The 12377-nt window shown below is 36.9% G+C and carries 14 protein-coding genes and 2 pseudogenes; 3 read left to right on the top strand and 13 right to left on the bottom strand.

Going from position 1 to position 12377, the window contains the following annotated elements:
• Positions 1–47 precede the first annotated feature (47 nt).
• Positions 48–431, top strand: a complete 384-nt coding sequence (locus DN394_RS01055) for a TIGR04086 family membrane protein (RefSeq protein ID WP_000349129.1) — start codon at positions 48–50, stop codon at positions 429–431.
• Positions 432–467: 36 nt separating this feature from the next.
• Here the strand turns inward: DN394_RS01055 and yajC are convergent, their stop codons facing one another.
• The 6 genes from yajC to ruvA are packed head-to-tail and all read right to left on the bottom strand — an operon-like array spanning position 468 to position 4801.
• Entirely contained in the window at positions 468–728 is a 261-nt protein-coding gene (gene yajC, locus DN394_RS01050) for a preprotein translocase subunit YajC (protein WP_001068064.1), read from the bottom strand.
• Positions 729–755: 27 nt separating this feature from the next.
• Complete coding sequence (tgt, locus tag DN394_RS01045; protein WP_000125371.1) at positions 756–1895, bottom strand: tRNA guanosine(34) transglycosylase Tgt; 1140 nt, start codon at positions 1893–1895, stop codon at positions 756–758.
• A gap of 12 nt (positions 1896–1907) precedes the next feature.
• Positions 1908–2960 carry a tRNA preQ1(34) S-adenosylmethionine ribosyltransferase-isomerase QueA gene (gene queA, locus DN394_RS01040; RefSeq protein ID WP_000354010.1) on the bottom strand — a complete coding sequence of 351 codons (1053 nt, stop codon included), beginning with the start codon at positions 2958–2960 and terminating at the stop codon, positions 1908–1910.
• A gap of 19 nt (positions 2961–2979) precedes the next feature.
• Positions 2980–3180 (bottom strand): DUF2905 domain-containing protein, encoded by a 201-nt coding sequence (locus DN394_RS01035; protein WP_000138162.1) that lies wholly within the window; start codon positions 3178–3180, stop codon positions 2980–2982.
• Positions 3177–4178, bottom strand: coding sequence for a Holliday junction branch migration DNA helicase RuvB (gene ruvB / locus DN394_RS01030; protein ID WP_097915725.1), 1002 nt, complete (start codon positions 4176–4178; stop codon positions 3177–3179). Before ruvB ends, DN394_RS01035 begins: the two co-directional genes overlap by 4 nt.
• A gap of 5 nt (positions 4179–4183) precedes the next feature.
• A complete protein-coding gene (gene ruvA, locus DN394_RS01025) occupies positions 4184–4801 on the bottom strand; it encodes a Holliday junction DNA helicase RuvA (protein ID WP_000464511.1) in 618 nt (205 codons plus the stop codon).
• Positions 4802–4989: 188 nt separating this feature from the next.
• Here ruvA and DN394_RS01020 point away from each other — a divergent pair, with 188 nt between their 5' ends.
• Positions 4990–5934, top strand: coding sequence for an iron-hydroxamate ABC transporter substrate-binding protein (locus DN394_RS01020; RefSeq protein ID WP_000810672.1), 945 nt, complete (start codon positions 4990–4992; stop codon positions 5932–5934).
• A 12-nt stretch (positions 5935–5946) separates the two neighbouring features.
• Here DN394_RS01020 and DN394_RS01015 read toward each other — a convergent pair whose 3' ends face one another.
• Positions 5947–6477 carry a BofC C-terminal domain-containing protein gene (locus tag DN394_RS01015; protein WP_046956297.1) on the bottom strand — a complete coding sequence of 177 codons (531 nt, stop codon included), beginning with the start codon at positions 6475–6477 and terminating at the stop codon, positions 5947–5949.
• Positions 6478–6927: 450 nt separating this feature from the next.
• On the opposite strand from DN394_RS01015, the gene DN394_RS01010 reads away from it, so the two are divergent.
• The gene (locus tag DN394_RS01010) at positions 6928–7353 is read left to right on the top strand and encodes a branched-chain amino acid ABC transporter substrate-binding protein (RefSeq protein ID WP_149293544.1); all 426 of its coding nucleotides are present in this window, start codon (positions 6928–6930) and stop codon (positions 7351–7353) included.
• A gap of 33 nt (positions 7354–7386) precedes the next feature.
• Here the strand turns inward: DN394_RS01010 and DN394_RS01005 are convergent, their stop codons facing one another.
• From DN394_RS01005 to nadC, 6 genes and pseudogenes are all read right to left on the bottom strand, one after another.
• Positions 7387–8034, bottom strand: a complete 648-nt coding sequence (locus tag DN394_RS01005; protein WP_149293543.1) for a YhcN/YlaJ family sporulation lipoprotein — start codon at positions 8032–8034, stop codon at positions 7387–7389.
• Between the two features lie 179 nt (positions 8035–8213).
• Positions 8214–8832 (bottom strand): annotated as a pseudogene (gene exsA / locus DN394_RS29945) (spore coat assembly protein ExsA); the annotation flags it as partial.
• On the bottom strand, positions 8823–9257 hold the full coding sequence (locus DN394_RS29745) for a hypothetical protein (RefSeq protein ID WP_370458303.1): 435 nt from the start codon (positions 9255–9257) through the stop codon (positions 8823–8825). The pseudogene exsA and the gene DN394_RS29745, both read right to left, overlap by 10 nt.
• A gap of 764 nt (positions 9258–10021) precedes the next feature.
• A pseudogene (safA, locus tag DN394_RS29740) lies at positions 10022–10178 on the bottom strand (SafA/ExsA family spore coat assembly protein); the annotation flags it as partial.
• A 226-nt stretch (positions 10179–10404) separates the two neighbouring features.
• Entirely contained in the window at positions 10405–11511 is a 1107-nt protein-coding gene (nadA, locus tag DN394_RS00995) for a quinolinate synthase NadA (protein ID WP_098705563.1), read from the bottom strand.
• Positions 11512–11541: 30 nt separating this feature from the next.
• A complete protein-coding gene (nadC, locus tag DN394_RS00990) occupies positions 11542–12375 on the bottom strand; it encodes a carboxylating nicotinate-nucleotide diphosphorylase (protein WP_097916666.1) in 834 nt (277 codons plus the stop codon).
• Positions 12376–12377: the final 2 nt, after the last annotated feature.

The raw sequence follows: 12377 nt of genomic DNA, 5'->3' as shown, positions 1-12377 counted from the left end.
TTGGGCAAAAAGAAAATATGCTTGTATTAAAAAGGGGGAATGTATAAATGGATGGAACGAAAAAATTATCAACCGCAATCGGCTTTGGTATCATTACCTTATTAATTTTTGCATCAATTATTAGCATGGTTATGGCTCTTTTATTAAAGTTTACAGATATGACTGAAGAGACATTAGCCGTTACTATTTTTATACTAGCTCTTTTATCTATGCTTATATCCGGATTTACTGCCGGCAAAAAAGCACAAGGGAAAGGTTGGCTAGTAGGTTTCACAACAGGTCTTACATTCGCTATACTTGTTTTTCTAGTTAACTATTTAGGCTTCTCTCAAACTTTATCGAACTCCCAGTTACTTTATCAATTAGCATTAATGGGCGCGAGTACACTCGGTGGTATTTTCGGGGTAAATATGTCAAAACAAAATAACTAAAAAAGGCCCTGCACATTTCATGCAGGGCCTTTCTCATTAGTTTTTCACAACTTCACGAATCGCATTACGATCGAAAGTTAAGTGTGAACCACCAGATTTAATAACGATTTTCGTCTCATCTACTGATTCGATTGTACCGTGTAAACCACCGATTGTTACGATAGCATCACCTTTTGCTAACTCATTTTGCATTTGAGCAACTGCTTTTTGACGCTTTTGTTGCGGGCGAATTAATAAGAAATAGAAAATCGCAAACATCGCAACGATCATAACGATATTCATCATACCTGGATTCATCTTTTGTTCCTCCTTTTAAATTATGTATTAGAAGTTTTTAGCATTCGGTTTATTAAAGCCATACTGTTCAAAGAATTCTTCGCGGAAATCGCCAAGACGGTCTTCACGAATAGCTTGTCTCACCTGCTCCATTAAGTTTAACAGAAAATGAAGGTTGTGATAAGACGTTAAACGAATTCCAAACGTTTCATCACATTTCATTAAGTGACGAATGTACGCACGAGAGTAATTTTTACATGTATAGCAATCACAGTTTGGATCAAGTGGACCGAAGTCTCTTGCAAATTTCGCATTTTTTACAACTAGACGACCTTCACTTGTCATACACGTACCATTTCGAGCGATACGAGTTGGAAGTACGCAGTCAAACATATCAACTCCGCGAATTGCACCATCAATTAATGAGTCAGGAGAACCCACTCCCATTAAGTAACGTGGCTTATTATCTGGAAGAAGTGGTGTTGTAAACTCAAGTACACGGTTCATAATATCTTTTGGTTCCCCAACAGATAAACCACCTATAGCATAACCAGGGAAGTCCATTGAAACAAGGTCTTTCGCACTTTGACGACGAAGCTCTTCGAACTCTCCACCCTGTACGATACCGAATAAACCTTGATCTTGTGGACGTTCATGTGCTTTTAAGCAACGTTCTGCCCAGCGGCTTGTACGTTCTACAGATTTCTTCATATATTCAAAAGTAGCTGGGAATGGTGGACACTCATCAAATGCCATCATAATATCTGAACCTAATGCATTTTGAATTTCCATCGCTTTTTCTGGTGATAAGAATAATTTATCTCCATTTAAGTGATTACGGAAGTGAACGCCTTCCTCTTCAATGCGACGGAAGTCACTTAAACTAAATACTTGGAAACCACCAGAATCAGTTAAAATCGCACGATCCCAGTTCATAAATTTATGCAAACCACCTGCTTCACGAACAATTTCGTGACCTGGACGTAGCCATAAATGATACGTATTACTTAAAATAATACCAGAATCCATTGCTTTTAATTCTTCTGGTGACATTGTCTTAACTGTTGCAAGTGTACCAACTGGCATAAATGTTGGTGTATCAAATGAACCGTGCGGCGTATGTACACGTCCTAAACGGGCACCCGTTTGTTTACAAGTTTTAATAAATTCATAACGAATTGCTGTCATAATTTACTCCTTTTATTTGTTTCCCATTTTAGCGTGAGATGCAACGAACATTGCATCACCGAAGCTAAAGAAACGATATTTTTCTTTTACTGCTTCATTATAAGCATGAAGTACATTATCCCTATTTGCAAATGCACTTACAAGCATAATTAATGTTGATTTCGGTAAATGGAAGTTTGTAATTAAACCATCAATTGCTTTAAATTCATAACCTGGGTACATAAAAATATCTGTCCAGCCAGAAGCAGCACAAAGCTTGCCGTCATGATCTGTCGCAATTGTTTCTAACGTACGAGTTGATGTCGTACCTACAGTAATAATACGTCCACCATTCTCTTTTACACGGTTTAATAATGCCGCTGTCTCTTCAGACATATGGTAATATTCTGCGTGCATATGGTGTTCTTCAATCGTATCGGCAGAAACTGGTCTAAATGTTCCAAGTCCTACATGTAAGGTAATGAAAGCTAACCCAACACCTTTTTGTTTTAACTTCTCAAGTAACTCTTCTGTAAAGTGAAGTCCTGCAGTCGGTGCTGCTGCTGAGCCAATTTCTTTCGCATATACCGTTTGATAGCGATCGCGATCTTCTAGCGTCTCTTTAATATATGGAGGAAGTGGCATTTCCCCAAGTTCATCTAAAATTTCATAGAAGATGCCGTCATATGAAAATTCAAGATGACGTCCACCTTGATCTGCAGTTCCTGTGCAAGTTGCTTTTAATTTCCCTTCGCCAAAAGAGATAACAGTTCCTTCTTTTACACGTTTCGCTGGCTTAACAAGTGTTTCCCACTTATCGCCTTCTTCTTGCTTTAGAAGAAGTACTTCAATGTGTGCGCCTGTATCTTCTTTCACACCGTGCAAACGAGCAGGCATTACTTTTGTTTCATTTAAAACTAAGCAATCTCCCTCATGTAAGTAAGAAAGAATGTCCGTAAAATGTTTATGCTCAATATCACCTGTTTCACGGTCTAACACCATTAATCTTGATGTTTCACGATCTTCTAATGGGACTTGTGCAATAAGTTCTTCTGGTAAATGAAAATCAAACAGATTTATATCCATAACTATATCCACCTATTTCTTATTTAAATCGATTTATTATATACATAATAAAAGATAATACAATACTTAACACAATACATGTGATGATAGGAAAATAAAAGGTAACGTTTCCTTTTTTCACAAAAATATCGCCTGGAAGTCTTCCTATGAACTTCCAAGCTAATCCAACAACGATAAGTAAGATACCTGCTGTAATAAGCAATTTTGGCATCTCCGTCATACTTTTGGTACCTCCATTCCGAAATGCTCATAAGCAAGTGGTGTTACAATTCGACCCCTTGGCGTTCGTTGTAAAAAGCCAATTTGTAGTAAATACGGCTCATATACATCTTCAATCGTATGGGATTCTTCTCCAATCGTTGCCGAAACTGTTTCTAATCCAACTGGACCACCACGGAATTTCTCAATAATACCAAGCAATAATTTATGATCAATATGATCTAGACCTAATTTATCTACTTGCAGTAGTTCTAACGCCATTTGTGTAATTTCCATTGTAACCGTTCCGTTACCACGAACTTGTGCGAAATCTCGTACACGTCGTAATAAACGATTCGCAATACGAGGTGTACCACGAGCACGTCTTGCAATTTCTAGTGCGGCTAACGAATCAATTTCAACTTCGAATACTTCTGCTGTACGTTCAACAATCTCAGAAAGCTGATCTACTGTGTAATACTCTAATCTTGAAAGTACACCGAAACGGTCACGAAGCGGCGCTGATAATGCCCCCGCACGGGTCGTTGCTCCAACTAATGTAAATGGCGGTAAATCTAAACGTACAGACCGTGCTGATGGCCCTTTTCCAATTACGATATCAAGGCAAAAATCTTCCATCGCAGGATATAACACTTCTTCAATTGACCTATGCAAACGATGAATTTCATCAATAAATAATACATCACCCGGCTGAAGTGCTGTTAATACAGCTGCTAAATCTCCCGGCCTTTCAATTGCTGGACCTGAAGTTGTTCTAACATTTACGCCCATTTCATTAGCAATAATATTGGCAAGCGTCGTTTTACCAAGTCCTGGTGGTCCATATAGAAGCACATGATCTAACGTTTCTTCACGCATTTTCGCTGCTTCAATAAATACCTCTAAATTATGTTTCGCTTTATCTTGGCCAATATACTGACGGAGCGTCTGTGGCCGTAATGAATATTCTAAATCCGAATCTTCATATGCAGATTCCCCTGAAAGGAGACGTTCGTCCATTATACTCACCTCTTACCATTTAGTAAAAGACTAAGTGCCTTTTTAATATACTGATCCGTCGTTAATGATTCTTTTAATAACTCTGGTACAACGCGAGAAACTTCTCGTTCTGCGTATCCAAGTGCGCGCAGAGCTTCCAGCGCCTCATCAAGCTCAGCTGATGAACCTTTCTTCTCATCAAAACGTTCTGTGTCTGAGAATAAATCAACAAATGCATCTGGCACGACATCAGCTAGTTTTCCTTTTAAATCTAAAATCATTTGGCGCGCTGTTTTCTTTCCAACGCCCGGGAACTTCACTAAAAACTTCTCATCTTCATGTTCAATCGCTTGAACGACCTGTCCTGTTTGACCAGAAGCTAAAATTGCAAGTGCACCTTTTGGTCCAATGCCAGACACACCTAACAATTTTGTAAATAATAAACGCTCTTCACGTGTTTTAAACCCGTAAAGTGCCATAATATCTTCTCTCACATAATGATATGTATAGACACGGATTTCTTGCTTACTTCTTTGAAATACATACGGATTTGGCGTGAAAATTTGATAACCAATTCCATTATGGTCAATTACGACATATTCCGGTCCTACATACTCCACGTAACCTGTAACATATTCAAACAAAATACGATCTCTCCCTCTTAAATCATGTATTCCATTTTAACATATTTAATGATAGAAAAGCGAGACTACCCCAACAAATGTTCTCCATTTGAAACTTCTGTTATTTTCCATTGACAGAAAGTATGAAGCACCTTAATATACAGAAGTCGATAATGATTATCAATACTAATTAAAGGGGTTACATCAGGATGAAACAGAAGCTATTTATTTTATTTACTATTATGCTAGTTGTTCTTTCTATCGTTGGCTGTTCTTCTCAAAAAGAAGAATCGAAAGCGAAAGAACAACCGAAAACAAAAGTTGTAAAACACGCTAAGGGGGAAGCTACAATTCCAGTAAATCCAAAGAGAATTGTTGACCTATCTGGATCAACAGAAGAATTATTACTTCTTGGACACAAACCTGTTGGTACAGCAAACACATATAAAGATAAAATCCAAAATCATTTAACAGAAAAATTAGACGGAGTAAAGGCAGTAGGTTGGTACTGGGCACCTAAAGTTGATTTAGAAGCTGTTACTGCATTAAAACCAGACTTAATTATTTTAAATAATCGTCAATTGAAGATCTATGATCAATTAGAAAAGGTTGCACCAACAGTTGTTTTAGAAACAAACTTAGAAGACTGGCGCGGTAAGTTTAAAGAAGTAGGTAAACTATTTGACGAAGAAAAGAAAGCAGACAAATGGATTGCAGACTACGATAAAAAAGCAGACTCTTTATCTAAAAAAATTAAAGAAAAAACAAAAGATGAGAACTTTATGTTCGTCGCAGTTACACCACAAAACTTCCGTGTATACGGTAGCTTCGGATACGGTGACATCATCTTTAATGACTTAAAACTTCCAGCAACAAAAGGTACAGATTTAAAACAAACGATGGCACAAGTATCGCTAGAAGGTCTTGTTGCATTCCAGCCTGACCAAATGTTTATTGTAAACTTCGGCGGCGAAGCTGATAAAGTTTACGAAGACTATAAAAACAGTGCCGTTTGGAAGGACAATAAAGCAGTTAAAAACAATCACGTATATGAAGTATCGAATGAAATCTTCAATACAAAAGCTTTCAATCCAATCGGAAAAGATATGCTAATCGATGAAATCGCAAAACAAATTTTAGATAAAAACAAGTAAGAAAAAAGCAGCTCACCACGAGCTGCTTTTTTTCTTACTTTGCACTGCGTATTGCTTCATTTTTTCAATCGTCTTCACAAAACCTTCTTTTGATTTAATGCGAATACCACGCTTCAATTTCGCACGCTCATAACTCTCAAGCTTTTTCATATCAATTTGAAAGAAGGAATGAATCGCATTATCACTTTTCGGTACACCTTTGAAAATTTGTAATATCCCTTCCTCTGACACACCGAAATAACCGCTCGTCTTTAATAACGGAGAAATATCATCAACTTTCTTTTGTAATACGATTTGTACATCATCACGATCAACGAGCTGCCATTCTTTATACTGCTGTAAAAACTTTTCTAAGTCCGCTACTTTTTCTGTAAATATTTCCTCACTTACTTCTCCATCAACATACATTCGCTCTAATAAAATTGTAACTTCAGGCTCTTTTTCTGTTACTTCTGGTACTGGCCCTTCCGCCTTCACATTCGTTTCATAAACGAAACAAAACATCATAACGAAAGCTTGCATCGCAATCAGTATCCATTTCATTTCCGTTCACCTCTTTTAGGCAAGATCAAACTTTCATTAGTAGTTTTTCCGGAAATGGAGGTTTTATCCATATAAATGACCATATTACATTTCTCTCGAAAATAAAAAAATGCAGATAAAGTTTTATCTTTATCTGCATTAGCATTTGTTTTTATATAAAATGAAAGACGCCTGCAAAGCAGGCGTCTTGATGCGTTTACGGCGAGAGACCAGGCGACCACATTCGCGTGTTTAGCACTTAAGCATATCTCTCGTCTTACGTAAATTAGCTCATCGCTTTGCTAATATAACATTAATAAAGTATAAGTGCAACATGTTTATAAAAATATTTTATTTCCTCTTTTACTCAAACGAACTTCGTGTAAATTATAAATTGATAAATGCAATATATATTTTACAATAAATATAATAGCGAAATCATAATAAACAGGAGATGGATATTTTGAAAAAATAAAGGATGAACGTCTCATTCTGAAAACATTAAAAAACATACGTATTGCCTTTCTTTTTCAATCGCTTGGTATAATTGGCATTTTAGGATATATCGGATTCACTGAAGGAATGGATCAAACTACGAAATCTCCATTATGGTTATTATTTATCCTTACAAGTATCATACTTAGTTATTTACAGTTAAGTGTTTCTATCGATGTAGAAGAAGGCGAAAAGGATATAAAGTTAACTCCTTATTACAAAATTATTTTACGCTCTCTTATTGCAGGAACTATTATAGCCATTATTTATATCATTTTCAGTCCAGAAAGACCTCTCTTTGAGGCTATTCTAACAGGTAGTATTTTCTTTATATGCTTTTTAATTTCTTATTCCATTAGTTATTTCATTAAAAAACGTCGTTTACAAGACAACGATGAATAAAGAGGAAGGGCTATCCCTTCCTCTTTCGTTTTGCTATCGCATAGTACCAGTTAAACCGTAACGAATGTCTCGGAACATATTCCCTATATCACGATTAAAATCGTTTGTAACAGTACCATTACGTAGACGTGTGCTCATTGCATCGACACGAGTAAACATATCATTTCTTACAGAAACATATACGTTTCTGTTTCCAACTTCATTTGAAACCGCTTGACGAATTTCGTTCGCCATCGCCGTTTCATTTGTCGCTGTATTACGTGGTTTTACTGCAATCGCTACATCGTTTCCATATACAACTGTAGACACGCGGTCTACGTTATTCATACGTTTCACACGATTCGTTATTCTTTCAGCTGTTTTACCATCATTGTTAATGTATGAATTGTTCATTGTAATATTACGAGTTGGATGCGGATTAGCAATTTGTCCGTTGTAATTTACATCGCGGTAATAATTGTTATACCCTGTATCGTTACGACCATTTCTATATGTTACATAATCTGTATAGCGATCATTACGCGCTACATTATCACGATACTGGTGTGTATCATTATAAGATGTATGCTTATAGTTGTAGTTACGTCCATCCATTGCATTGTTATCTTTTGGTGTACCACATGCAGCTAATGCACTGGTAACTAACAAAGAAGCAGCAATCACTTTTACTTTCGTATTCAATACAAAAACCCCCTCTGTTAGAATGAACTTCTCTTCTGAAAAGCTCCCTCTTATGATGAGTAACAGAGAAGGTTTTTACACTGTTAATATTTCACTGGGGATTTTCTAACATTTGATGTAAATCTTCCATTTTCAGAACGACTCTACATACAAAAAAGGCGGGAATAATCCCGCCTTTTTTAAACTTCCTCTTCGTCCTCTTCTTCTGAAACCGGCTCCCCAAATACATTTGGTGGATCTGGTTGATAATACATCGTTCCTGGCTGTGGCGCATATGCCGATTGAGTTGGTTGATAATATAAAGGATTCGCGTATTGTGGTCCTCCAGGTTGCGGACTATATAGCCTACTCTCTCCTCCGCATCCACAATCTTCCTCTCCTTGCACGAGCGGTGGCATATTATTATCCATTGGCATCATATTTGGATTTGGCATAGACGTATATTGCGGTCCAAACGGTGCCCCTTGCTGATACGGCATTTGATATGGATTTTGTTGTTGATAATACGGATTTGGCGGCATCATAGGCTGTTGGTATGGTATTTGATATGGCATCATATTCGGTGGTTGATTATTATCCATTATCGGCATCATATTCGGCATTTGATTGTTATCCATTATTGGCATCATGTTTGGCATTTGATTGTTATCCATTATTGGCATCATGTTTGGCATTTGATTGTTATCCATTATTGGCATCATATTTGGCATTTGATTGTTTATTTGGCATTTGATTGTTATCCATTATTGGCATCATGTTTGGCATTTGATTGTTATCCATTATTGGCATCATATTTGGCATTTGATTGTTATCCATATCATATTTGGCATTTGATTATTATCCATATTCGGCATCATATTCGGCATTTGATTGTTATCCATGATTGGCATCATGTTTGGTATTGGGTTATTATCCATTATTGGCATCATATTCGGCATTTGATTATTATCCATTATCGGCATCATATTCGGCATTTGATTGTTATCCATGATCGGCATTATATTTGGTGGTTGATTATTATCCATGATTGGCATTATATTTGGTGGTTGATTATTATCCAACATTGGCATGATGTTTGGCATTTGAATATTTGGCGGTATTACTTGTGGAATAACTACATTCTCTTTCGTTACATTTGGTGACACGATATTCCCTACATTTTCTTTCTTCACTTGCGGTGACACGATATTCCCTACATTTTCTTTCTTCACTTGCGGTGACACGATATTCCCTACATTTTTTTTCTTTACTCGCTTTCATTGACTCCCTACATTTTCTTTCTTTACCTGTGGTGATACTATGTTCCCTACATTTTCTTTCTTTACTTGCGGTGACACGATATTTCCTATATTTTCTTTCTTTACCTGTGGTGATACTATGTTCCCTACATTTTCTTTCTTTACTTGCGGTGACACGATATTATCTTTTTTCGTTTGAGGAGAAATGATGTTATTAGGTTTCATTTTAGTAATTTGAGGAGCAATTAACTCGCTTCCTTTTTTAATTACATCTGAAATTTTATATTCCTTTTTCGCTTTTATTGGTGGTTGCGGCGGCTGTGGTAAAACATTTACCGAAAACTTCGTGTTTTCTTTCTCTGCTGGTTTTTGTTTTTCTATAACAGGTGGTTTTTGAATAACTGACGGTTTTTCAACTGGTTTTTCTATTTGAATTGTTTTTTCTTTTTGCACTTCTTTTTGTGGTTTTACCTGTACTTCTTTTTGTGGTTTCACTTGCATTTCCTTCTGCGGTTTTACCTGTACTTCTTTTTGTGGTTTCACTTGCATTTCCTTCTGTGGTTTTACTTGCACTTCTTTTTGTGTTTGTTGCATAGCAGGTTGCTGTGTAATTGGCGCTGCTTGATACGTAACTTCTTCCTCATCTTCTATTCCAAGCGGCGTTGGTGTTGCTGCAAATTCTTTTTGTTGCACTTCTTTAACATATTGTTTTGGAGGTGCTGAACCTGCTCCAGCATGTTGTTTTACGTGAACGCTGTTTGATGGTACTTTAATTTTCATACCTGGCATAATTAAATCCGGATTACTAAGTTGTGTATTTGTTTTTTTCAACGTATCAAAATCTACTCCGTACTTTTTCGCAATTTTCCAAAGGGTATCCCCTTTTTGCACAATATGAATTTTCAAATTTTCCCCCTCCTGTATAACTTATCTATAAGTAACAAATCTCATGAAGTAACACCTTCTAAATAACATGAATTTCTTTTCACTTTTAACACTTCTTCTATTTCCAATATAGTTCGAAGTGGAATAAGTATAAAAAAATCGCAATGATTTCTTCAAAACAATGTATGCCCATTTCGTTCTCGTTATGATTATGTGTATGAAAAAAAGCACCGGGAATCCCGCTGCTTCATACACGCTCTAACATACGATTTAATGCAAGAACCGCTTCTTCAGTCACTTGTTTATCTACGCTAATAACGTTAATTTCTTCTCCTCTTTCTATCGTTTCAAGCGCCCATAATAAGTGCGGCAGATCAATTCGGTTCATCGTTAAACACGGACACATAAAGGGGTTAAGTGAAACAATCTCTTTATCTGGATGTTGTTGAATAATTCGGTTCACTAAATTCATTTCTGTACCAATCGCCCATTTACTTCCAGATGAAGCCGATTCAATCATATCAATAATATATTTCGTTGACCCTGCGTAATCCGAAGCTGCTACAACTTCGTAGCAACATTCCGGATGTACAATAATATTCATATCCGGATGATTCTTCCGTACATTTTCAATATTTTTCACTGTAAAGTTTTGATGAACCGAACAATGACCTTTCCATAAAATCACTTGAATTTCTTCTATATCTCCATCGTACTCTAATGAATCTGTATACGGGTCCCATACTGCCATTTTATCTAACGGGATGCCTAAATCGTACGCTGTATTTCTCCCTAAATGTTGATCCGGTAAAAAGACAAGCCGTTCTTTTTGTGTAAACGCCCAAGATACCATTTGTTTTGCATTAGAAGAAGTTACTGTCGCTCCGCCATTACGACCACAAAACGCTTTAATTGCAGCTGTAGAGTTGACATATGTTAATGGAATCATCGTATCTCCAAATAATTTCGTGAGCTCTTTCCACGCTCTTTCTGTTTGTTCGATATCTGCCATATCTGCCATTGAACAACCTGCGCGCATATCTGGCAAAATAACGATTTGATCAGCTGTCGTTAACATATCAGCTGTTTCTGCCATAAAGTGTACACCACAAAATACAATATATTTCGCTTCTTTATTGCTCGCTGCAACTTGCGCAAGCTGAAGTGAATCTCCTGCCGCATCAGAAAATTGTACCACTTCATCCTTTTGGTAATGATGTCCTGGAATAAATAATGTTTTCCCCATTTTTTCTTTAATTTCACGAACACGCTTTTCCATATCTTCTGTTGACATCGTGTGATAACGCTCCGGTAACATCATTTCAATCGGTTGCACTTTTTCTAAAATACTCATATTTCTTTCTCCCCCTCTAAGCCACTTTCCTTACGCCTCAATATTGAAACTAATATCAAGTGCTTTCACTGAATGTGTTAACGCTCCAAGTGAAATATAATCTACCCCTGTTTTTCCGTATTTCGATAAATCTTCAATTGTAATGCCTCCTGAAGCTTCTGTAACGATGGCACTTGGTACAATCTTTGAAAACTCTCGAATCTCATCTGGCGTACGGTTATCAAACATAATAATATCCGCACCAGCAGCTACAGCCTCTCTCACTTGTTCTTCCGTTTCTGTTTCCACTTCTACTTTCACCATATGCCCTAATTTTTCTTTCACCGATGTAACAGCTTTCGTAATAGAACCAGCAAAAGCAATATGATTGTCTTTAATCATGACACCATCATATAAACCGAAACGGTGATTAAATCCGCCTCCGCATACGACTGCATACTTATCAAACATACGTAGCCCTGGCATCGTTTTTCGCGTATCACAAATGCGTGTATGGCTGCTATCTAAAGCAAGAACAGCTTTATGTGTCATTGTCGCTATCCCGCTCATACGCTGGATAACGTTTAATATAACGCGCTCTGCCGTTAATAACGATGCGATTGGACCTTGGACAGTTGCGATTATTTCGCCTTCGTCTACAAGATCTCCATCTTTTTTATGAAGCTCCACTTCAATTCTCTCATCAATTAATTTAAACCCTTCTTCAATTACTAACCGTCCCGCAAAGACCCCTGTATCCTTCGCAAGAAACGTTCCTTTTGAAAGTAAATTGTCTGGAAAAATAAGCTGAGATGTTACATCTCTTTCTCCTATATCTTCTAGAAAAAATCGATTTAATGCTTCTTTCACTTTTATCGTGTTCATAG

The sequence above is a fragment of the Bacillus sp. BB081 genome (assembly GCF_008368895.1).
Lineage (GTDB): Bacteria > Bacillota > Bacilli > Bacillales > Bacillaceae_G > Bacillus_A > Bacillus_A wiedmannii.
The sequence above is the reverse complement of the archived record's forward strand: the minus strand, read 5'-3'. Positions and strand labels throughout refer to the sequence as shown.

Coding starts and splice junctions, on each gene's coding strand:
- DN394_RS01055 (WP_000349129.1), top strand. CDS start 48: ATGGATGGAACGAAAAAATTATCAACCGCAATCGGCTTTGGTATCATT.
- yajC (WP_001068064.1), bottom strand. CDS start 728: ATGAATCCAGGTATGATGAATATCGTTATGATCGTTGCGATGTTTGCG.
- tgt (WP_000125371.1), bottom strand. CDS start 1,895: ATGACAGCAATTCGTTATGAATTTATTAAAACTTGTAAACAAACGGGT.
- queA (WP_000354010.1), bottom strand. CDS start 2,960: ATGGATATAAATCTGTTTGATTTTCATTTACCAGAAGAACTTATTGCA.
- DN394_RS01035 (WP_000138162.1), bottom strand. CDS start 3,180: ATGACGGAGATGCCAAAATTGCTTATTACAGCAGGTATCTTACTTATC.
- ruvB (WP_097915725.1), bottom strand. CDS start 4,178: ATGGACGAACGTCTCCTTTCAGGGGAATCTGCATATGAAGATTCGGAT.
- DN394_RS01020 (WP_000810672.1), top strand. CDS start 4,990: ATGAAACAGAAGCTATTTATTTTATTTACTATTATGCTAGTTGTTCTT.
- DN394_RS01015 (WP_046956297.1), bottom strand. CDS start 6,477: ATGAAATGGATACTGATTGCGATGCAAGCTTTCGTTATGATGTTTTGT.
- nadA (WP_098705563.1), bottom strand. CDS start 11,511: ATGAGTATTTTAGAAAAAGTGCAACCGATTGAAATGATGTTACCGGAG.
- nadC (WP_097916666.1), bottom strand. CDS start 12,375: ATGAACACGATAAAAGTGAAAGAAGCATTAAATCGATTTTTTCTAGAA.